The organism is Synechococcus sp. WH 8109 (assembly GCF_000161795.2).
GTDB lineage: Bacteria > Cyanobacteriota > Cyanobacteriia > PCC-6307 > Cyanobiaceae > Parasynechococcus.
Window position 1 is genome coordinate 951,685 of sequence record NZ_CP006882.1, and the last position, 21,035, is coordinate 972,719.

Below are 21,035 nucleotides of genomic sequence, written 5' to 3' on the forward strand. Positions count from 1 at the left end.
TAGGGTCTGTCAAAGCGGGGTTCGGTCCATGTCCCATCTCTCCATCCTGCCGACTGTCTTCACCGACCTCGAGTGCCTGGTTCAGGCCCTTTGTGATGAGGGCTTCAGTGTGGAGCGATCGACCGTATTGCAGGGATTTGCAGACGACTCCCACGCCGTGGATGTGCTCGCGTTTCAGGGTTCAGCCATGCCCCTGGGCTGGACCCAGCGGGAGGATGGAACGATCGTTGTGCATGGCGACATCCAACGCATCAGCCGACAGCCCGGGCTTGAACAGCGCTTGCAGCGGGTGACCCGCCGCTACGCCCTGCTCCACGCCATGAACGAAGTGCGCCTTGGTGGCATGGGTTCCGCTGAGTTGATTCTGCAGACCAACTGACGTGTTCGAACCGGTTCAGGTCCGGCTCGATCTGAGCCATCCCGAAACACAGACCATCGCGGTGTCCATCCATTGGACACCGCAAACCAAACGCCAGACCTTCCAACTGCCGGTGTGGACACCGGGGTCCTACACGGTGCGTGATCACGCCCAGCACCTACACAGCCTGCTGCTGCTGGCCAACGGCGAGGAGCTTCCGGTGCGTCGTATGGCGCCGCACCAGTGGCTCTGTGATCTGCCGGATCTGAGCCCGCTCACGCTCAACTATCAGGTTGAAGCCCGGGATCTGACCGTACGCACCGGGTTGCTGGATCCTGATCTCGCGTCGCTCTGCCTCGCTGCTGTGGCGATGGACATCGACGGCTGCCGCTGGTCACCACACCATGTTGCTGTGTCTACCCCGGAGCACTGGAGTGTGCATCTGCCGCTGGAGACCAGCGCTGAGGGCTGGGTCGCATCCGATTTCGATGCCCTCGTGGACAGTCCGCTGCATGCGGGGCCGTTTCAGGCAGAACCCTTCATGGTGGAGGGCAAACGCCATGAGCTGTTACTGATCGGCACTCCGCCGATGGGTTGTCCGCCGAACTTCATCAGCGACATCGAGAAGGTGTGCAGTGCCACCTGTCGCTTGCTGGGGACCCCGCCTCCGGCGGGGAACCGCTACCAGCTGGTGCTGCAATTGCTCGATCAGGGCTATGGCGGCCTCGAACACGACAACAGTGCTGTGCTGCAGTTCAGCTGGTCGGCTCTGGCTAAGCCCAAGGGTTACCGGCAGCTGTTGCAGCTGATCGGCCATGAATACCTTCACCAGTGGAATGTGCGGCGGCTGCGGCCTGTTGAGCTTCGTCCCTACGACTACGGGCAGGCGGTGATCACCGAAGGCCTCTGGTTTGCCGAGGGAATCACCAGCTACTTCGACCTCAGCCTGCCACTGCTGGCGGGGTGTTCGGATCGGCCGACCCTGCTCAAGGATCTGGGGGAGGAGCTTTCCAGTGTGCTGATGACACCAGGCTCTTCGATCCAGTCGCTGGCGGCCAGTGCCCGTGAGGCATGGATCAAGCTCTACAAAGCGACGCCAGCCTCACGGGACAGCCAAATCAGCTACTACCGACTCGGTGCGGCGGTGGCCTTCTGCCTCGACGTGCGCCTGCGGCAGCGCGGCCACTCCATGGCTGCGATCCTGCGGGAGTTGTGGCAGGGCCCCGGCCATCAGGCCCGTGGCTACAGCCGTGATCACATCAAGGCGGCAGTGGCTCGATGGGATGGCGATCTTGCGATGGACCTGGATCAATGGCTTGACCAGCCCGAAGCCCTGCCCCTGCTTGATTGCGTTGAGGCTCTTGGGCTGCGCATAAACCCTGTGCCGCTCAAGCATCCCGATCATGGACTCACCATCAAGGATGCTGAGGGTGCTGCTTTGATTCAGCGGGTGCGGCGCAACAGTCCCGGTCAGCGGGCCGGGCTTGTGGTGGGCGATGAGCTTTTGGCGATCAATGGCTACCGGGTGCGTCGCAGCAGTGACATCGCAGTTCTGCTTGAGAAGCAGGATTGGGTGCGCGTCACCTATTCACGACGCAGCCTGCTCAAGGAGACCCAGCTCTTCCCTGACGCGGGTGTGGACCACTGGACGTTGGATTGGGATCCTGGGTGCACAACGGAACAACGGCAGTTGCGGGATCGATGGTTCGAGATCGTCTAAGCCATTTCTGCACCAGTGTGTGGAACCGCGTTGAGCTGCACCGGCCGCTCGCCATCAGCGTTGCTGCAGCGGGGACGTTGGCTCTGGGGCTGACCAGCTTGTTGTTGATGGATCAGGGTGAGCTGTCCCCTGTTGGGATAGAACGTGGTCGCCAACGGGAGGACAACCCCTCCTCTTCGGTGCCGTTGCCGCCGAAGTCGCGCTCCTGGCGGTCGCCGCTGGCCCGGCAGTGTTCGGGTGTCGACACTGCATTGCGGTCGCGTTTGAACCAGCTCGATGCCCGCTCGAATTCCTGGCGGGCGTTCGTGAAGATCGATCCCACCAATTTTGGCGAGCGCTACCACAAAGACGCCTACGGCCGTGTGATCGACGCCACGCCAAGGGTGGTGGTGCTGCATGAAACCGTTTACTCGATGAGCTCCGCGTTGAACACCTTCATGACGCCCCACCCCCGCGATGAAGATCAGGTGAGTTATCACACCTTGGTGGGCCAGGACGGACGCGTTCTGGATCTGGTGGATCCCTTGAGCCGGGCCTACGGCGCTGGGTTTTCCGCCTTTCTGGGGGAGTGGGCGATCACCAACAAGAAGCTCAAGGGTTCCGTTAACAACTTTGCTCTGCATCTGAGCTTGGAGTCTCCACCATCAGGCGCGAATGCCAACCGTTCCCACGTTGGTTACACCTCCAAGCAATACGACGCGCTGGCCTTGGTGTTGTCGGGTTGGATCCGCTCCTTCAATCTGCCGCCAGCGGCGATCACCACCCATCGCCATGTGGATGTGGGCGGAGAACGGGATGATCCCCGCAGTTTCGACTGGTCGAAACTTCAGACGCGGCTGGCGGCCCTCGGCGACCTCTGCGTGACCTGATGCGTCGTTAGCGTTCGAAGCAATATGCATGGCGTCGGTGACAACGCTCCCTAGCGAGGATCTCGATCGCATAGTTGAAATGGCCTGGGAAGACCGAACGCCCTTCGAGGCGATTGAGTTTCAATTCGGACTCTCCGAGGCGCAGGTGATCGCAGTGATGCGGCAGGAGATGAAAGTGTCATCGTTCAAGCTCTGGCGCAAGCGGGTAAGCGGCCGCAAAACCAAACATGCCGCCACCAGTCGCTCCGATCGGTTCCGAGCGAGCTGTCACAAGTGAGCGGGCCCTGCTTCGGTTCAGCGCAGGACGCCCCGCAGGATTCCTTCAATAAGACCAGCCGGATTCATGCCCCGGGAGAAGTTTGTTGATGCGTTGCAGTAGGTCGGGCCGGAGATCAGACCTGCAGCCACCTGCCCCATCAGGCCGGCAAGAGGGGCAATGTCCTCTGAACGCCGAGCCGGCGTGGTGAAGGCCCTGACGCGGCCATAGAAATCCCTGGCCTCCTGGCATTGGGCTGCCACTTCGGCATCGACCTGAGCCAGCGCTGCTGATGGAACAAGCAGGCCAAAAGCCACCAGGTAAATGAGCTGTTTTATCGATCTACCGAGCTGGATCGATAAAACAGCCAGGGGGACTTCCACATCACCTAAATGGGGGAGAAGCTGAGCGGCTTATCTCCCTGAACTGAGGGATGTGGCGATGGTGGATTGGGTTAGCCCGCTCACGTAGCCAAGCCCTAACCGTGGAGTTTTACACCGTGATGTCGGAATTCGGTTGACGACCGCCGTAAATCAACCCGTGCAATTCAGGGTCCTGCATGTAGCCCAACACCCGCGCTGGGTAATCCAATTTTCCGTTGTGGAGATAGGTGAGGGTGACGATCGCTTTGGCATCCAGGTAGGAGCGGCTCGCCTGCAGCATCAAGCTCTCGGGCAGACCAAGGGCAAGCTTCAGCCGTTGAAACTTCGCCGCCAGCAGGGTGATGTTCATCTCGGGGTCCAGCAATTGATTGCGGGCCCAGGTGATCTCCTTCTGCGTTGGGTTCGCCGGCAGCCGGTTCTGATGGATCAGTTCCGAGATGCTGATCTGGGCCGGTCCGTGGGTCTTCACCAGACCGGAATGGGCGATGAAGGGGAGGCTCTCCCCCGGCTTGGAGTGCTGAATTTCGTCGAAAAGAACGGCGGTGATCAGCATCGGATTTACCTGATGCGCGGCTGCTTGACGCAGGATCACCGGCTTCAGCTCGCGCAGGCGATCTAGGGTTGATGCGCGCAGAGGTTGGAGCTGATCCACCCCGCTGGTCAACAGCTGGGCCAGCTGCGTCTGGGGGCCGTGGACCCCGAAGCGCCGTTGCAGCAGCTTCATTTCTTCGGGGGAGAAGTCAGTGGGCTCGAGCCTGTCCTCCACCACAAGAGGCGCCTGATCCCCAAGCTCAGCGACCGGCTGTGACCACTGGCCAACCAGGCACAGGCTCGCTGCCGTCGCCAAGAGAGCTGTCGTCCATCGATATGGCTCAGCCATGGGAGATGGAAACGGGGTCAGCGGAAGGTGACATGAAACTAGCTGTGGTGTCCTTTCTCGTGGGCATCCCGTCAGATTCTGGATACGTTCAACAGGACTGCATCGTCCGCCCGGCATGAGCTTCCCGGATTTCAACGCTTCCGACGCTCATATTCAGTGGCAGAGGTTCTGCGATCTCAACTGGTATCACGATGATCTGGGCGTCTGGCTCGACATCAGCCGGATGCACCTAAACGTGAGCGATCTGCAGCAGCTGCAGCCGCGAATGGACAAGGCGTTCGCTGCGATGCAGGAGTTGGAAGCCGGTGCCATCGCCAATCCGGATGAGCAGCGCCAGGTGGGTCATTACTGGCTGCGTACCCCTGAACTCGCTCCCTCGTCAGAGCTGCATCAGCACATCTCCAGGGAAATTGATCTGATCGCAGCCTTTGGGCGCGATGTGATCAACGGAACGATCAAGGCCCCCAACGGCGAAGCCTTCACCGATGTGCTCTGGATTGGCATCGGCGGCAGTGGTCTGGGACCCGCCTTGATGATCAAGGCTCTGCAGAACCCTGGAGAGGGGCTTCCGTTTCATTTCTTCGACAACGTCGATCCCAATGGGATGAGCAACGTCCTGGCGGGGTTGGAGGGTCGTCTTGACCGCACCCTGGTGGTGACGGTAAGCAAGTCGGGGGGAACGCCCGAACCCCACCTCGGCATGGAGCAGGCTCGCCATCGCCTCGAGGCCGCTGGTGGCCAGTGGGCCGGTCAGGCCGTTGCCGTGACGATGCTCGACAGCAAGCTGGACCAGCAGGCCCAGAAGGAAGGTTGGCTCAAGCGCTTCGACATGTTCGATTGGGTGGGGGGGCGCACCAGCATCACCAGTGCCGTTGGTCTGCTGCCCGGTGCCTTGATTGGCTGCGACATCCGTGATTTCCTCACCGGCGCATCTCAGATGGATGCCGCCACTCGCGCCGCGGATCTGCGCCGCAATCCAGCCGCCCTGATGGCCGCTTCGTGGTACGTGGCCGGTGGTGGTCGCGGTCAGCGCGACATGGTTGTTCTGCCCTACCGCGATCGTTTGGAGGTGTTCAGCCGTTACCTCCAGCAGCTGGTGATGGAATCCCTGGGCAAGCGACTGGATCGCAACGGTGAAGTGGTGCATCAGGGCATCGCTGTTTACGGCAACAAAGGCTCCACCGACCAGCACGCCTACGTGCAGCAGCTGCGCGACGGTGTCGACAATTTCTTCGCCACCTTCATCGAGGTGCTCGAGGACGTGAGCGATATCCCCACGCTTGACGGGGAATGCCCCGGCGACTTCCTCGATGGCTTCCTGCAGGGCACCCGCTCAGCCCTCACCGAGGGTGGGCGCCAGAGCATGACGATCAGCATGCGCCGCTTTGATGCACGCCGTCTCGGCGCCATGATCGCTCTGTTCGAGCGTGCCGTCGGTCTTTACGGCGAACTGGTCAACATCAACGCTTACCACCAGCCCGGAGTGGAAGCTGGCAAGAAGGCTGCGGCGGCGATTCTTGACCTCCAAGGTCGTGTGGAATCGATCCTGGCCGATGGTGTGGCCCGCTCCGCCGATGAAATCTGTCTGGCCCTCGGGGAGGGCACCGACGAATCCATCTTCTGGATTCTGCGTCACCTCACCGGCAACCAGCGCGGCTTCAGTGCCCAGGGCGACTGGAGCCAGCCTGCCTCGATGCGCTTCAGCAAAGGCTGATTCCGACTGGGATCAGGGCACCAAGTTCACCAGTTTCCCGGGGACCACGATCACACGACGGGGGGCTGCACCCTCCAACCATTTTTCGGCCACTTCACTGGCCAGGGCGAGCCGTTCCAGCTCCTCCTTGCCGGCGGAGGCCGGAACCTGCAGCTTGCCCCGCACCTTGCCCTTTACCTGGATCACCACTTCAACTCTGTCCTGCACCAGAGCCGTTGGATCCAGAAGCGGCCAACTTTGACGGTGCACGCTGCCGCTTCCCCCCAAACGGCTCCAGAACTCCTCAGCCAGATGCGGCGCGAACGGAGCCAGAAGGCGTACTAGTCCGGAAAGAGCCTCCTGCAATACAGGGCCACTCAGGTCATCGATGCCCGTGGAGCTGATGGCATTTGATAGCTTCATCAATTCGGAGATTGCCGTGTTCAGCTGGATCTCGTTACTGAGATCCTCGCTGACGGCTTTGATGGCCAGGTGCAGCGCCCGACGTACGCCACTGTCTGCATCGCTCAAATCGGCTGGCCGATGCATCGGCTCGAGTGAGTCGATGCGGGCAGCCCCCGCCTCAACAAGGCGCCAAAGTCTTTGGAGGAAGCGGAACTGGCCTTCCACATCGGCGTCATCCCACTCCAGATCCTTCTCCGGCGGTGCCTTGAACAGGATGAACATGCGGGCTGTGTCTGCGCCGTAGCGATCGATCACCGCCGCGGGGTCAACGCCGTTGTACTTCGACTTCGACATCTTCTCGAACAACACCTCGAGCTTGTCGCCGGTGTTGGGATCCCGAGGGTCTTCGGGATCTGCCACGTCCGCTGGAGCGATGTACTTGCCGGTTGTCGCATTGCGGTAGGTGATGCCCTGCACCATGCCCTGGGTGAGGAGCCGTTCAAACGGTTCGTTGATGTCTATCAGGCCACGATCCTTCAGCGCCTTGGTGAAGAACCGGGCATAGAGCAGGTGCAGGATCGCGTGTTCGATGCCGCCCACGTATTGCTTCACCGGCAACCAGCGGTTCACCGCCTCCTTGCTGAAGGGTTTCTCGATGTTGTGGGGATCGGTGAAGCGCAGGAAATACCAGGAGGAACACATGAAGGTGTCCATGGTGTCGGTTTCCCGCTTGGCCGGCTTGCCGCAGCAGGGGCAAGACACATTCACCCAGTCGCTCTGCTGGCTCAGGGGCGAACCGCCCTTTCCCGAGAGATCAATGCCACGGGGCAGCTCCACCGGAAGGTCCTCGCGGGGCACTGGAACAGCACCGCAGTTATCGCAGTGGATGACGGGAATAGGGCAGCCCCAGTAGCGCTGGCGCGAGATCAGCCAGTCGCGCAGGCGATAGGTGACCTTGCTGAGGGCCCAGCCCTGCTCGGCGCCGTGGCCGGTGATGGCGCTCTTGGCTTCGCTGGAGGCGGTGCCATCGAAGCTGCCGGAGTTGACCAGTGTTCCGGCATCCGTCCAGGCCTGACCGGTCGCGATGGCTTCAGCAGCTCCCTCGGCGTCGATCACCTGCTGGATCGGCAGACCATTCGACTGGGCAAAGGTGATGTCGCGTTGGTCGTGGGCTGGCACGCCCATCACGGCGCCCGTGCCGTACTCGGCCAGCACGTAGTCGGCGATCCATACCGGCAGCACCGCCCCTGTCAGGGGGTTGATCACGTGACTGCCGATGGGCACACCCCGTTTGGGCCTGTCATCACTGGTGCGTTCAATCGTGCTGAGACGAGCCACCTCCTTGCGGAATGCCTCCACCGTCCCCTTGTGTTCAGCGATTGTGAGGCTGTCCACCAGCTCGTTTTCCGGTGCCAGCACCACATAGCTCGCCCCAGCGAGGGTGTCGGGACGGGTGGTGAACACGGTGATCCTCTGATCCTGTGGCCCTTCAACGCTGAAGCTGATCTCCGCCCCTTCGGAGCGGCCGATCCAGTTGGCTTGCATGGTGCGGACCCGTTCCGGCCAGCCCTTGAGGGCATCCAGGTCGTTGAGCAGCGGCTCGGCGTAGTCGGTGATGCGGAGGAACCATTGGTTCAGCTGGCGTTGTTCCACCAGAGCTCCGGAGCGCCAGGAGCGGCCGTCACCATCCACCTGCTCATTGGCCAGCACGGTCTGGTCGACGGGATCCCAGTTGACGGTGGCGTTCTTGCGATAGGCCAGCCCTCCTTCGAGCAGTTCAAGGAACAGCCACTGGGTCCAGCGGTAGTAGGAGTTGTGGCAGGTCGCCTGTTCGCGGCTCCAATCGATCGAAAGGCCAAGACGATCTAGCTGCGCCCGCATCTGATCAATGTTGCGGTCGGTCCACTCGCCGGGGTCCACATTGCGTTCGATCGCCGCGTTTTCAGCGGGTAGGCCGAAGGCATCCCAGCCCATCGGATGCAGAACGGCATGGCCCCGCATACGTTGCACCCGGGCGATCACATCGGTGATCACGTAGTTGCGCACGTGGCCCATGTGCAGGCTTCCCGAGGGGTACGGGAACATCGACAGGGCAAAGAATCCGGGCTTCTCAGCAACTTCTTCTGTGGTGTCTACCCCATCCGCCTTCCAGCTCTCCTGCCAGCGCTGCTCAAGCGTGGTGGGGTCATAACGACCGGTCTGGGCACTGGCGTCGACGGCAGGGTTGGCAGCGTTCACGGAACCAGCGCGCGGCAAGGTTGCGATCGTGCCACATGCCTGGTGTTCAGCCGAGGGAGAGGATCACGCTGATCTGCCGACGGTTGATCAGCACGGGCCGGATCTCAGCCGCCCATTCGATGCCAAGAAATTCAGGGTCCTGCCAGATCGGACGCCCCTCCAAGGGCTCCTGTCCCACCACACCAACGCTGGGAGTGAGCTGTTTTCGGATCCAGGTCTGCAGCAGACGAACCCCCGGCAGGCTTGGATCAAGTGGAGATGTCTCCATAGGATTCGGGGGCGATACCGGCCACGCATGCTGCAGTTCAGCAAATACCAGGGACTTGGCAACGACTTCCTGATCCTTGAGGGCCGGCAAGGACAGCTGCCCGATTCCATCAGTGATCCCGATCCAGCCTGGGTGAGTCGCATTTGCGATCGGCGCTTCGGGGTTGGCGGGGATGGTCTAATCCTGGCGCTCCCCCCGCAAGCGGAGGGGGAACTGCGGATGCGGATCCTCAATGCCGATGGCAGTGAGGCGGAAATGTGCGGCAATGGCATTCGCTGCCTGGCGCGCTACCTGGCCGATACAGACGGAGATGCTCCCGGTCGGCGTTGGGACATCGAAACCCTTGCGGGCATGATTCGCCCCGAACTGATGGCCGATCGTCAGTTGCGGGTGGACATGGGACCGCCGTTCCTCACACCGGAGGCCATCCCCACCACCGTGATGCCTGAGGATGGCCTTCCGCAGGGTGTGTTGCTGCTGGAGGACGAGCAAATCAGGGTGGCTTCTGTTGGCATGGGCAACCCCCACGTGGTCGTGCCCGTGGACGACCTCGCCAGCATTCCCTTTGACACCTGGGGCGCTGCCTTGGAGGTGCATCCGGCTTTCCCCGCCAAAACCAATGTTCACTTCCTCCAGGTTCACAGCCGTGAGCGCCTGGAGATCCGGGTTTGGGAACGGGGTGCAGGCCCGACCCTGGCCTGCGGCACCGGTGCCTGCGCCACCCTGGTGGCGGCAGTGTTGCTGGGGCTTGCCGATGACTGTGCCGAGGTGGTTCTGCCCGGCGGTCCGCTGATGATCGAGTGGCGCGATCGCTCGGGTTCCGTGTTGATGACCGGTCCAGCCGAAGCCGTCTTTGACGGGGTGATGACGCCGGAGTTGATGTCTGGTCTGTTTGCCGTGGAACCCCAGGACAGTCCCATCAATCAAGACAGTCCCATCAACCAGGACATGACCAATCCCTCACCCACTACAGAAGACACGCCAGCAGTGAGTCCAGAGGACGAAGCGGCTGCCCTGGAGCAGGTGCAGAAATTTCTGAACGACACCTCCCTGGATTCGATGCTCAATCTGGCCAGTGAGTCACTCGAACAACGCACCAAAGCCCGGTTTGAGCGTGGGACGCCCTGAGCTGTATCTCGATGCCGCCGCCACAACACCGCCACTGCCGGCGGTGATCGCGGTGATGCAGCAGCTCCAGCAGACGGCCTGGGCGAACCCCAGCAGTCTCCATGGGGCAGGTCTTGCCGCGGCGGAAGCCCTCGAACGCTCCCGCTGGCGCATGGCCGAACGCTTTGCTGTCAGTCCTGATCAGCTGATCGTCACCTCCGGGGCGACGGAGTCCGTCCACCTCGCCCTTCTCGGCAGTGCAGCAAGTCTTCCACCCGGCAGGGTGGTGATTTCCGCGGTGGAGCATCCAGCGGTGATTGCTGCGGCCCACCAACTTGAAGCCCTGGGGTGGAGCGTTGCCGAATGGCCCGTTGATAGCCAGGGGGTGGTGCGGCTCGACCAACTCGATCGCCTGTTGTCAGCTCCGACGCAGCTGGTCTCCCTGATTGCAGCCCAGGGCGAAGTGGGTGCCCTGCAACCGGTGATCGAGATTGCTCAGGCCTGCCGCGAGCGCGGCATCGTTATCCACAGCGATGCCACCCAACTGGTGCCTCAGGGCTGCTTCCCCTTCGCGCAGCTCAGGGTTGATCTGCTGACCCTCTCGGCCCACAAGTTCCGCGGTCCCCGGGGTGTGGGCCTGTTGATTCGGGCCCCGGGTGTGGAACTTTCACCGCTCCAGGGCGGTGGTGGCCAGGAACATGGCCTGCGCTCCGGCACCGAACCCGTTGCGTTGGTCAGCGGCATGGCCGAAGCTCTGATTGCTCTTCCCCGCTTTGACCCCGTGAGCCAGCCCGTTCCACCGGGCAGCTCAACCCAGATTCGTCGTCAACGGGATCAACTCCTTGAACGCCTGCTGGAGCTACCCCAGCTTCAGCTCTGCGGCCCTTCACCCGATCAGCGTCTGCCGAATCACATCTCGCTGTTGGCCAAAACCATTGGTGGACAGCCGCTACCGGGACGCGATCTGGTGCGACGGCTTGCGGCGGCGGGGTTAGCCTGCAGCAGTGGCAGTGCCTGCAGCAGTGGTCGCAGTGCCGACAGTGCCGTGCTCACGGCCATCGGCATTCCCGGGCCTGAACGTCAGTCGGGCCTGCGGCTGACCCTGGGCCCCTGGCTGTCGGATCAGGATCTCGATGTTGTTCCTGGCCGTTTTGTATCCGTGCTCGAGGCACTTTCCTGACATGCTTTGGGGATGACTCAATCCGACGCTCCATGTCTCGCTCTCCCCGCGGATCTGCTCGCGGCCGAGGAGGCCATGCTGCAAGCTGCCCTGGCGGCCGTTGGATCCGGCGACGGCCAACGCTGGGCCGCAAGCCTCCGCTTTGAGGGCCTTCGCCTGCTCCCGGTGGCGGTGAGGCTGGCTCGTGCATTGATCGCTGCTGGTCAGGATTTGTTAATGGTTTGGCCCGATGCCGGTGCTGCTGCTCTGGCCCGGCGCGATGCGGATGACCTCAAAGAGGTGATCTTTGATTTCAATCAGCTCAAACGTGCGGAGAGCGATGCCCCCGATACCCGCCTGCTGGTTGCGGTGAACCCCTCCCCTGCGGATTACGAGGAGTTCCAGGCGTTGTGTGAGAACCACGCTGGAGTGGTTCTGATGCTGAATGGGCGTCTGGAAGACGCCGCCGTAGGCATCGGCAGCGTGGCCCGGGAGCGCCGCAAGGGTTTCGTCGCCAGCTGGCAGCAGGCCTACTGGCTTCAGCCCCTGGAGGGAGGAGCGTTGATGCGCTGCTTCCCCGATGACTGGCGCCTCTATCGCCAGGATCCCGACGGTTACCGGCAATTGGAGGTGCTTCCCGAACGTCCGGATCCCGACACCACAGCAGCGCTGCTGGCCGGTGAAGATCCCGACAGCATCAAGCAACAGCTGTCCGGTGTCGATCGCTTCCTTGATGGTCTGCGCAATTGAGCCACCTCTGGCTTGATCCAGGCTCAGACTCTCCTTAAGGTTCAAGCCCAGGCTCCCCTTTGATGGTGCTCAACAGGCTTCGATCCCTTTCATCCATCGATGCCGTGGCTGGAGTAATCGCCCTGGCAGCTCTGGCCGGTGTGGTCTGGTCCCCCAAGCTTTCGAATGAGGTCGCCAAGGCAACTGGGGCCGTAAAGCCTGTGCAGGTCAGCGTTGATGTTGTTCGTTTATACAGCGCTGATACCGAGCACCTGCTGAATTCAATGCGGGAGGAAGCAGCCCTCAATATCGTGATTCGCAATCAACCGGCCGGTCTAGTGAGCCTGGTGTCGGTGGATGACGTCACCACCCCCCTGACGGCGGTGCAGTCCGATGGTTCGGTTGTGATAGCCGATCCCCCCCCCACGGTTTTTCCACGGCATGCCCGGTTTGTGATGGAGGCCCAGGCCGAGATCAAACCCTCCGGTGTGGTGATCGGTGGCACCAAGCTCAAGGTGGGTGTTCCCGTTGAACTGGAGGGTCGCCTCTACCGCTTGAACGGTGTTGTGAGTGGAGTGATGCCTCTGTGATTCGCTCTGCCCTGGTCACCATGCTGGTGCTGGCGCCCCAGTTGCCGCTCAGGGCAGCGCCTCCACTGTTGGCACCACCCCCGGTGGTCCAACGTCAGGGCCAGGCCTTGATCAGTGGAGGTGCACTTTGCCCGGCCCTTCAGACGGCCCTGGAATCAGCAGTAGGCACCGAAGAGCCGCTGTGGAGCGTCAGCGTTGTCGATCAACGTGGTCAGCTGCTGGCTGATCTCAACGGGGGGATCCCCCGGATTCCTGCATCGAATCAGAAACTGGTCAGCACGGCCTTTGCTCTGGATCGCCTCGGCCCCGACTTCCGTCTGAAGACGCAACTGTTGCGTCATCCCGATGGATCACTGGAGATCGTGGGGGAAGGCGATCCCGACCTCAGCATTGCCGAGATCCAGAGGTTCGCCATGGTTGCCCTCGGCCAGGGCGGTTCCAGGGGTACCTCCAGCGTCCCCTCTGAGCCCGTTCAGCTGATGGTGCGGGAGGAACCGCGTCAGCGCTGGTGGCCCGCCGATTGGGATCCTGCGGATCGCTCCTACGCCTACGCCGCACCGATCACCCGCCTTGCCCTCACCAGCAACGCCCTGCACATGGCGGTGATGGATCCATCTGCACGGCTGCAGCGAATCCTCAACTCCACCGTGCAGCAGCAGGGGGGGCAGATGCGCCTGCAGATGGTTGATCAGCAGACCCGGGAAGCGGCCCTCGCGCGGAATTGGAGGGCGAGTGTTGTTCTGCACAGTGAGGATTCCGCCCCGATGCACGCCCTGCTCAGCCTGGCCAACACGGAGAGCCATAACTTCACTGCTGAGGTGTTGATGCGTGAGGCCGCGGACGTCTGGGATGTGAATCGTGCATCCATCGCCACCACCCGCTGGTTGCAAGCCCAGGGGGTCCCGATGACGGGACTTCGGCTTCGGGACGGCAGTGGACTTTCACGGGGCAACCGACTCACCAGCCGTTCCCTGTCTGTGCTGCTGTGGCGTATGGCGCAACACCCCCTCGCGGCCTATTACCAGGGCTCGATGGCGATTGCAGGCCAGAGGGGAACGCTGCGCAACTATTTCTGGGGCACCACGCTTGTGGGTCGATTCTGGGGCAAGACCGGCACCCTCCGCGGAGTTCGATCGATCTCCGGCATTCTTGAAACCACAGTTGGACCGCGGTACGTGAGCATGATCGCCAACGGTTCCTACGCACCCAACTCAGTGATGGGGCAGATCCTGCTGGCCAGCCAGAGGATCAGCCGTTGCCCTGCATGGACCGCAGCCGGGACGCCGCCCGCTGGGCCCGACTGAACGGCACGGTTTTGGTGTCGTCACCAGCGTTAGCGCCAGATGCCGCTGAACGGATGGTCTGAATCTTGGAGAGCTCCTGACGGCCGGCCATCACCACCTGGGCCATTTCCTTGAGGCGCACTTCCAGCTCACCGAGTGTCTGCTCGGCGTAGCGATTGGCGCCGTCCTGAACGCCGGCTGCTTCCTGGCGGCTGCGTTGGATCAGCGACTCGCATTGCTGTTGGGTCTGCTGGCGGAACTGCAGAGCGTCGTTGTGAATCCGCTCGGCCTCATCGCGGCCTTCCTTCTGCAGACGCAGGGCTTCGCGGCGAATCGTCTCCAGATCCTGCAGCGCCTGCTGACGGTTGGCTTCGTGCTGCTCAGCGTGTTGGCGCTTGAGTTCCGCTGCATTGGCCTCGATATGTTGGATTTGCTGCTGAGACTGTTGGCGGCTGGCGTCGAGTCGCTCAGCGTGTTGACGCTTCAGCTCAATCGCTTCCTGATCCAGCTGCTGGCGACGCTCCAGACCTTCCTGCTCCAGCTGCTGGCGGCGTGATGCGAACTGCTGCTCCAACTGGGCCAGCTTGCCTTGCATCTCCTGTTCCAATTTCGCCCCCTGTTCGCGCGTTTTCTGGAGCAGTTGCTCACACTGCTGGCGGGCCTGGTCACGCATCTCATTCACCTGCCGTTCCGCTTCCTGGCGGATGGCGGCGTTGTTCACCAGCTGTTCGCGCTGACGCTGGGCCTGCTCAACGATCTCCTCGGCGTTCCTCCGGGCGGTGTTGATGAACTCGTCCCGGCGCTCCAGCAATTTGGCGGCCCGTTCCAGCTCCTTCGGCAATTCATCACGGACGGCATCCAGCAGCTCAACGGCATCGGTTTCGTTGACCAGACGTCCGCCGGTGAAGGGCAGCCGACTGCCCTCAAGAACAACTTCCTCCAGCTGATCGAGTTGATCGAGAACGGAGAACCGGACGTCGTTCATCTCAGCTAGCGGGGAAAGCTGAATTAAAGAGCCTGTTGAGGTCCTTCGCCACCTCCGGCGGGACCATGTGGTCGATCGACCCGCCGAATCGGGCCACTTCCTTCACCACTGAGCTGCTGAGAAAGCTGTGGCGTGCGGTGGTGGCCATGAAAACCGTCTCCAGATCGTCTGCCAACGAGCGGTTGGTGTGGGCGATCTGCAGTTCATATTCGAAGTCACTCATCGCTCGCAGGCCCCTCAGGATCAGGTCGGCGCGATGGGTGACGGCACAGTTCACCGTGAGGCCATCGAAACTGATCACTTCAACGCCCGAGAGGTGGCACGTCGCCGTGCGTATCTGTTCGATCCGTTCTTCGACACTGAATGCGGGCCGTTTGCTCGGATTGCTGAGCACCGCAACGACCACCTCTCCAAACAGGCTCACCGCCCGCTCGATCAAGTCCATATGACCATTGGTGAGAGGGTCGAAACTTCCGGGGTAGAGCGCCCGCATCGGGAATCAGCGATGGGCGGATCCTATGCAGCGGATCGCTGTTTAGATTTCAGCCAACGCATCCGTGCCATGAGCCTCGACGCCGACGCCAAGAAGGTCCTGCTTCGCAAAATTCCCCACGGGCTCTTCATCTGCGGAGTACGTAACGGCGATGAGGTCAATGGTTTTACGGCCAGCTGGGTGACCCAGGGATCGTTCGAACCACCATTGGTTGTGATGGGCGTTCGAGCTGAAAGCAGCAGTCACGCCATCATCGATGCCACCGGCAAGTTCTCGCTCAACGTGCTGCGGGCCGATCAGAAAGATTTGGCAGCCGTGTTCTTTAAGCCCCAGAGGGCGCTTGGCGGTCGCTTTGAAGCGGCACCCTTCGAGGAAGGCGAACTCGGTCTTCCCCTGCTCACCGATGCTGTCGGAGGTCTGGAGTGCGAACTCGTGGGTTCGATCAAGCACGGTGACCACACCGTTTTTGTGGGTGAAGTGAAAACGGCGCGTCTGATCGCCGATGGCGAGGCCTTGAACCTGGCCAGCACCGGCTGGAATTACGGCGGCTGAGCTGGTCTGGTGGATGCCGCCTCCGGTGCACCGCTGCTGACGCAGCCAGAGCGTCTTGAACGCCGCCTAAAGGAGATCCCCGCTGAGCCGGGTTGCTATCTGATGAGGGACGGCGACGACCGGATCCTCTACGTCGGTAAGTCGAAGGCGTTGCGCAGCCGCGTGCGCAGCTATTTCCGCAGCCACCACGATCTGTCGCCACGGATCCGGCTGATGACACGCCAGGTCTGTGAGATTGAGTTCATAGTCACCGACAGCGAGGCGGAGGCCCTCGTCCTCGAGTCGAACCTGATCAAGAACCTTCAGCCGCACTTCAACGTGCTGCTGAAGGACGACAAGAAATATCCCTACCTCTGCATCACCTGGAGTGAGGCCTACCCACGGATTTTCATCACCCGTCGCCGTCGCTTCCGCAGCCCCCTGGATCGCTTTTACGGGCCCTATGTTGATGTGGGCTTGCTGCGCCGCACCCTGTTTCTGGTGAAGCGGGTGTTCCCGCTGCGGCAACGACCTCGGCCGATGTACCCCGACCGCACCTGCCTCAACTTCAGCATCGGACGCTGTCCGGGGGTCTGCCAGGAAAAAATCAGCTCGGAGGACTATCACCGCACCCTCCGCAAGGTTGCGATGGTGTTCCAGGGCCGCAGCGATGAACTGCAGCAGCTGCTTCAGGAGCAGATGGAGCGGTATGCGGAGCGAATGGACTACGAGTCTGCGGCCCGGGTCCGGGATCAACTTCAGGGGTTGGATCAGCTCACCGCTGACCAGAAGATGAGCCTGCCGGATTCCTCTGTGAGTCGCGATGTGCTGGCCCTTGCCTTCGATGAACGTTTGGCGGCCGTGCAGCTGTTTCAGATGCGCGCCGGGAAGTTGGTGGGACGTCTCGGCTACACAGCTGATGCCTCAGGCCTGGAACCGGGACTGATCCTGCAACGGGTGATTGAAGAGCACTACAGCCAGGTGGATTCCGTTGAGGTGCCTCCCAAGCTGTTGGTGCAGCACGCTCTGCCCCAGCAGAAACTGATGGAGGATTGGCTCTCGGAACAGCGGGAGCGTCGGGTGCAGATCCACTGCCCGCAGCGTCAGCAGAAAGCCGACCTGATCGAACTGGTGCAGCGCAACGCGGAGTTTGAGTTGCTACGCGCCAAGCAAGGTCAGGAGAAGCAGTCGTTGGCGACGGAGGATCTGGCGCAATTGCTGGAGTTGCCCACTCCACCGCGACGGATCGAGGGCTACGACATCAGTCACATCCAGGGCAGCGATGCCGTGGCCTCCCAGGTGGTGTTCATCGACGGGCTGCCCGCCAAGCAGCACTACCGCAAGTACAAGATCCGCAGCAGCAGCATCCAGGCTGGCCACAGCGACGACTTCATGGCGATGGCGGAAATCATGCGCCGTCGTTTTCGGCGCTGGGCCCGGGCCAAGGCAGAGGGGCTGGATGTGGGTGCCCTGCGTCACAAAGGTGGAAGTGCTCTGCAGACCGACGGCCTCAACGACTGGCCCGATGTGGTGATGATTGACGGCGGCAAGGGCCAGCTCTCTGCCGTGATGGAGGCTCTGCGCGAGCTTGACCTCCACGAGGATCTGAACGTCTGCTCCCTCGCCAAGCAGCGCGAAGAGGTGTTTCTCCCCGGTGAAAGCCAGCCGCTGGAGAGTGAACCGGATCAGCTCGGGGTTGTGCTCCTTCGCCGCCTTCGCGACGAAGCCCACCGTTTCGCCGTCAGCTTCCACCGCCAGCAGCGTGGTGAGCGGATGAAGCGTTCACGCCTTTCGGACATCCCCGGGGTTGGGCCCAAGCGGGTCAAGGATCTCTTGGCTCACTTCCATTCGATTGATGCGATCCAACTGGCATCGGTTGAGACCCTGTCCAAGGCCCCTGGTGTGGGTCCGGCGCTGGCCCGCGACATCCACGATTTCTTCCATCCTTCCGACGACGGAACCGACGCTGATGCCAGGGCTGCTTTAGAAGAGCAGCCTCAGGAACTCTCCGCATGATTCGTCATCTCTGCATGGCTTTGGCAGGAGTGCTTCTTCTCGCCACTCAGGTCTGGGCGTCTCCTGGACTGTGCACGGGGCCTGTGTGTGCCGACGGCATCACCCGCAGCGCCAAGAATCACTGGCAGTTGGTGCTGCGGCTCAACGATCAGCAGGGCCATCGCGAAAAAGTGGTGATGAATTGCCGTGCCGGCCAGCTGAGCCCAATGGAAGGCCCCGTGGATCGCGCCTATGCCATCGCCCTGGGTCGACGCGCCTGCCGTCTTGCTGGGGAGGACAGCTGACGGTGGATCTCAGTCTTGTTTTTCCCCATCAGCTGTTTGAACACCATCCCGCGCTTCGGCCTGGACGGGCCGTGGCCCTGATCGAAGATCCGCTGCTGTTCGGCACTGATCCCCGCTGGCCGATCCAGGTGCATCGGCAGCGCCTGCTTCTGCATCGGGCCTCGATGAATGCCTATGCCGAGATGCTTCAGGCCAACGGCTTCACCGTGTTGCGGGTGCTGCAGGGGCAGGCAGCCAGCACTGCTGAGATCCTTGGTGATCTGCTCGATCAGGGCTATCGGTCCTTTCATCTGGCGGATCCGGTGGACGATGTTCTGAGGCGACGGATTTCCGCCTTCGCATCACGCCACGGCTGCGGTCTGGAGATCGTCGCCACCCCGATGCTTCTCACCCCAGAGGCCGTCATCGAGGACCATTTCGCCTCCGGCAAGAAGCCCCTGATGGGTCGCTTCTACGAGATGCAGCGCAAGCGACTGGATCTGCTGATCGATCCTGACGGTGGGCCTGTCGGTGGTCGCTGGAGTTTCGATTCCGACAACCGCAAGAAGCTCCCCAAGGGAATCCTGGTTCCAGAGCCACCGGCCGAACGCTCGAGCGGCTCGGTGGCCCTCGTCGAGGCTGCCCGGCAGCAGCTCATCGGCGAGGGGGTGGCCGGCATCGGCAGCTGGGAGCGGTTCCATTATCCCGTTACCCATGGCGATGCAGCCCGTTGGTTGGATCAATTCCTCGAACAACGCCTGCGCCAGTTCGGGGCTTACGAAGATGCGATCAGCACCCAGCATCAGGTGATGTGGCATAGCGTGCTCACGCCGATGCTCAACATCGGTCTACTCACACCTCTGCAGGTGCTGGATCGAACGCTGGAGCGGGCTGAGGCCGGTGACATCCCGCTCAATTCTTTGGAGGGATTTCTGCGTCAGATCATCGGCTGGCGGGAGTTCATGGCGGCGATTTACCGTCGCCATGGGGTGGAGATGCGCAACGGAAATTTCTGGGGCTTCGATGACCGGCCGATTCCCTCCGCCTTCTACACCGCATCCACGGGTCTGCCCCCGATTGATGACGCCATCCGCCATGCCCTGGAGACCGGGTATTGCCATCACATCGAACGCCTGATGCTCCTGGGCAATGTGATGCTCCTCTGCGGATTCCATCCAACCCGGATCTACACCTGGTTCATGGAGCTGTTTGTGGATGCCTACGACTGGGTGATGGTGCCCAACGTCTATGGCATGAGTCAGTTCGCTGATGGTGGCATCTTCACCACCAAGCCCTATCTCTCTGGCTCGAACTACGTTCGCAAGATGTCGGATTACGGCAAAGGTGAGTGGTGTGACACCTGGGATGGCCTGTTCTGGACATTCATCCACCGCCATCAGGACTTCTTCCGGCGCCAATACCGGCTGGCGATGATGGCCCGCAACCTGGATCGCATGGCTCCCGACGTTCTGTTGGCCCATCAGCATCGAGCCAGCGATTTTCTTGACGCGCTCACCTGAACCCTGCGTAAGGTCGCTCCAGATCAGTCGTGTTGATGACGTTTTCGCCTGAGGCCTACCTCTGGTTCAAGACCCTGCACATCGTTGGGGTTGTGGTGTGGTTTGCGGGCCTCTTCTATTTGGTGCGCCTGTTCATCTATCACGTTGAAACGGCGGAACTGGCGCCGGAACTGCAGCAGCCGTTCCGCAATCAATACACATTGATGGAGAAACGCCTCGCCAACATCATCACCACGCCGGGGATGGCTGTGGCGGTGTCAATGGCCATCGGGTTGCTTCTGGCCCAGCCCTCGTGGCTTCAGCAGGGCTGGATGCACGCCAAGCTTGGTTTTGTGGCTGCCCTGCTGGCTTACCACGTGTTCTGTTACCGGCTGATGGGCCAACTCCATGCCGGCACCTGTGCCTGGTCGGGCAAGCAGCTGCGCGCCCTGAATGAGCTGCCCACGTTGCTGCTGGTGATCGTGGTGATGCTGGTGGTGTTCAAAACGCAGTTCCCCACCAGCGCAGCGACCTGGTTCATCGTCGCCCTGGTGGTGTTCATGGCAGCGTCGATTCAGTTCTATGCCCGTTGGCGCCGCCTACGGGCCGAAGCCTCTGCCAAAGCCTGAGATGAGGGTTGAGATGACCCACCCCCTCAAAGCCGTGCTCGAGAAGGTGGGACCGTCGAGCTGTCCCACCACGCATAACTTTCACTGCCACACCGTCTGCAGTGACGGCAGCCTCGAACCGATCAAGCTCATCCAGCAGGCCACCGAGCGGGGGCTGAAGCACCTGGCGGTGACGGATCACCACAGCAGCCATGCCCACAGGGAGATCCAGGCCTGGCTGGATCAGCAGCGTGCCACAGGTGTACTGGTCCCCACGGTCTGGAGCGGCATGGAAATCAGTGCACTGCTGAAGGGGTGCCTTGTTCATGTGCTCGCCCTTGGCTTCGAGCTCAACCACCCTGTGCTCCAGCCCTACAACCGTGGTGATGCCGTCGTCGGTGAACTGCTAAGGGCTGAGGCGGTGGTTAAAGCCATCCATGACGCCGGTGGATTGGCAGTGTTGGCCCATCCCGCCCGTTATCGCCTTGGCCATGACGTGCTGATCGATGAGGCGGCACGGCTTGGTTTCGATGGTGGTGAGGCCTGGTACGACTACGAGATGCAACCAACCTGGTCCGCCAGCCCGTTGATCTGCGAGGCCATCGATCGTCAGCTGAGCAACCTTGGCCTTTTGCGTACGTGTGGCACCGATACCCATGGAATTGACCTTTGCGGCCGCTAAGTTCGTTTCATCTCAGTTCC

At 61.7% G+C, this 21,035-nt stretch carries 22 protein-coding genes; 16 read left to right on the forward strand and 6 right to left on the reverse strand.

The features are described 5' to 3' along the window. Positions 1-28 precede the first annotated feature (28 nt). The 4 genes from Syncc8109_RS05220 to Syncc8109_RS05235 are packed head-to-tail and all read left to right on the forward strand — an operon-like array spanning position 29 to position 3,224. Positions 29-379: a DUF1257 domain-containing protein gene (locus Syncc8109_RS05220; protein ID WP_006851848.1), complete on the forward strand. Its 351-nt coding sequence runs from the start codon at positions 29-31 to the stop codon at positions 377-379. A 1-nt stretch (position 380) separates the two neighbouring features. Beyond that, positions 381-2,078, forward strand: a complete 1,698-nt coding sequence (locus tag Syncc8109_RS05225; protein ID WP_006850435.1) for a M61 family metallopeptidase — start codon at positions 381-383, stop codon at positions 2,076-2,078. Next, positions 2,060-2,947, forward strand: coding sequence for an N-acetylmuramoyl-L-alanine amidase (locus Syncc8109_RS05230; protein ID WP_025362259.1), 888 nt, complete (start codon positions 2,060-2,062; stop codon positions 2,945-2,947). The genes Syncc8109_RS05225 and Syncc8109_RS05230 overlap by 19 nt, the downstream gene beginning before the upstream one ends. A gap of 28 nt (positions 2,948-2,975) precedes the next feature. Continuing rightward, positions 2,976-3,224, forward strand: a complete 249-nt coding sequence (locus tag Syncc8109_RS05235) for a TIGR03643 family protein (protein ID WP_006849595.1) — start codon at positions 2,976-2,978, stop codon at positions 3,222-3,224. A gap of 17 nt (positions 3,225-3,241) precedes the next feature. On the opposite strand, the gene Syncc8109_RS05240 is transcribed toward Syncc8109_RS05235, so the two are convergent. Together Syncc8109_RS05240 and Syncc8109_RS05245 are read right to left on the reverse strand one after the other, a co-directional pair. Beyond that, the gene (locus Syncc8109_RS05240) at positions 3,242-3,520 is read right to left on the reverse strand and encodes a hypothetical protein (protein ID WP_006851815.1); all 279 of its coding nucleotides are present in this window, start codon (positions 3,518-3,520) and stop codon (positions 3,242-3,244) included. Between the two features lie 175 nt (positions 3,521-3,695). After that, on the reverse strand, positions 3,696-4,466 hold the full coding sequence (locus tag Syncc8109_RS05245; protein WP_006850953.1) for a hypothetical protein: 771 nt from the start codon (positions 4,464-4,466) through the stop codon (positions 3,696-3,698). A 115-nt stretch (positions 4,467-4,581) separates the two neighbouring features. On the opposite strand from Syncc8109_RS05245, the gene Syncc8109_RS05250 reads away from it, so the two are divergent. Next, the gene (locus Syncc8109_RS05250) at positions 4,582-6,180 is read left to right on the forward strand and encodes a glucose-6-phosphate isomerase (protein WP_006851839.1); all 1,599 of its coding nucleotides are present in this window, start codon (positions 4,582-4,584) and stop codon (positions 6,178-6,180) included. A 12-nt stretch (positions 6,181-6,192) separates the two neighbouring features. Here the strand turns inward: Syncc8109_RS05250 and leuS are convergent, their stop codons facing one another. Then, the gene (leuS, locus tag Syncc8109_RS05255; RefSeq protein ID WP_025362262.1) at positions 6,193-8,802 is read right to left on the reverse strand and encodes a leucine--tRNA ligase; all 2,610 of its coding nucleotides are present in this window, start codon (positions 8,800-8,802) and stop codon (positions 6,193-6,195) included. A 46-nt stretch (positions 8,803-8,848) separates the two neighbouring features. Next, complete coding sequence (locus Syncc8109_RS05260) at positions 8,849-9,070, reverse strand: hypothetical protein (RefSeq protein WP_006850449.1); 222 nt, start codon at positions 9,068-9,070, stop codon at positions 8,849-8,851. 27 nt (positions 9,071-9,097) lie between these two features. Here Syncc8109_RS05260 and dapF point away from each other — a divergent pair, with 27 nt between their 5' ends. The 5 genes from dapF to dacB all read left to right on the forward strand — a co-directional run bounded on the left by dapF (position 9,098) and on the right by dacB (position 13,959). After that, positions 9,098-10,198, forward strand: coding sequence for a diaminopimelate epimerase (dapF, locus tag Syncc8109_RS05265; protein WP_006849879.1), 1,101 nt, complete (start codon positions 9,098-9,100; stop codon positions 10,196-10,198). Then, positions 10,185-11,357 carry a cysteine desulfurase family protein gene (locus Syncc8109_RS05270; protein ID WP_006849597.1) on the forward strand — a complete coding sequence of 391 codons (1,173 nt, stop codon included), beginning with the start codon at positions 10,185-10,187 and terminating at the stop codon, positions 11,355-11,357. Before dapF ends, Syncc8109_RS05270 begins: the two co-directional genes overlap by 14 nt. A 12-nt stretch (positions 11,358-11,369) precedes the next feature. Next, on the forward strand, positions 11,370-12,086 hold the full coding sequence (locus tag Syncc8109_RS05275; RefSeq protein ID WP_006851624.1) for a DUF1995 family protein: 717 nt from the start codon (positions 11,370-11,372) through the stop codon (positions 12,084-12,086). Between the two features lie 62 nt (positions 12,087-12,148). Further along, positions 12,149-12,655, forward strand: a complete 507-nt coding sequence (locus Syncc8109_RS05280) for a DUF4330 domain-containing protein (protein WP_045172729.1) — start codon at positions 12,149-12,151, stop codon at positions 12,653-12,655. Positions 12,656-12,675: 20 nt separating this feature from the next. Beyond that, complete coding sequence (gene dacB / locus Syncc8109_RS05285) at positions 12,676-13,959, forward strand: D-alanyl-D-alanine carboxypeptidase/D-alanyl-D-alanine-endopeptidase (protein WP_045172917.1); 1,284 nt, start codon at positions 12,676-12,678, stop codon at positions 13,957-13,959. Here dacB and Syncc8109_RS05290 read toward each other — a convergent pair. Both Syncc8109_RS05290 and coaD read right to left on the reverse strand, forming a co-directional pair. Beyond that, positions 13,904-14,923: a hypothetical protein gene (locus Syncc8109_RS05290; RefSeq protein WP_006850141.1), complete on the reverse strand. Its 1,020-nt coding sequence runs from the start codon at positions 14,921-14,923 to the stop codon at positions 13,904-13,906. The genes dacB and Syncc8109_RS05290 overlap by 56 nt on opposite strands. A 1-nt stretch (position 14,924) precedes the next feature. Beyond that, entirely contained in the window at positions 14,925-15,416 is a 492-nt protein-coding gene (gene coaD / locus Syncc8109_RS05295) for a pantetheine-phosphate adenylyltransferase (RefSeq protein ID WP_006851176.1), read from the reverse strand. Positions 15,417-15,485: 69 nt separating this feature from the next. Between coaD and Syncc8109_RS05300 the strand changes: the two genes are divergently transcribed. The 6 genes from Syncc8109_RS05300 to Syncc8109_RS05325 are packed head-to-tail and all read left to right on the forward strand — an operon-like array spanning position 15,486 to position 21,015. Next, a complete protein-coding gene (locus Syncc8109_RS05300) occupies positions 15,486-15,968 on the forward strand; it encodes a flavin reductase family protein (protein ID WP_025362264.1) in 483 nt (160 codons plus the stop codon). A gap of 9 nt (positions 15,969-15,977) precedes the next feature. After that, on the forward strand, positions 15,978-17,963 hold the full coding sequence (gene uvrC, locus Syncc8109_RS05305; protein ID WP_006849699.1) for an excinuclease ABC subunit UvrC: 1,986 nt from the start codon (positions 15,978-15,980) through the stop codon (positions 17,961-17,963). Then, the gene (locus Syncc8109_RS05310; protein WP_006850242.1) at positions 17,960-18,247 is read left to right on the forward strand and encodes a hypothetical protein; all 288 of its coding nucleotides are present in this window, start codon (positions 17,960-17,962) and stop codon (positions 18,245-18,247) included. Before uvrC ends, Syncc8109_RS05310 begins: the two co-directional genes overlap by 4 nt. A gap of 2 nt (positions 18,248-18,249) precedes the next feature. Next, positions 18,250-19,746: a cryptochrome/photolyase family protein gene (locus Syncc8109_RS05315; RefSeq protein WP_006851478.1), complete on the forward strand. Its 1,497-nt coding sequence runs from the start codon at positions 18,250-18,252 to the stop codon at positions 19,744-19,746. Positions 19,747-19,781: 35 nt separating this feature from the next. Further along, positions 19,782-20,354, forward strand: a complete 573-nt coding sequence (gene hemJ / locus Syncc8109_RS05320) for a protoporphyrinogen oxidase HemJ (RefSeq protein WP_006852066.1) — start codon at positions 19,782-19,784, stop codon at positions 20,352-20,354. A 13-nt stretch (positions 20,355-20,367) separates the two neighbouring features. Further along, positions 20,368-21,015: a PHP domain-containing protein gene (locus tag Syncc8109_RS05325; protein ID WP_006849969.1), complete on the forward strand. Its 648-nt coding sequence runs from the start codon at positions 20,368-20,370 to the stop codon at positions 21,013-21,015. The last annotated feature ends 20 nt before the right edge of the window (positions 21,016-21,035 follow it).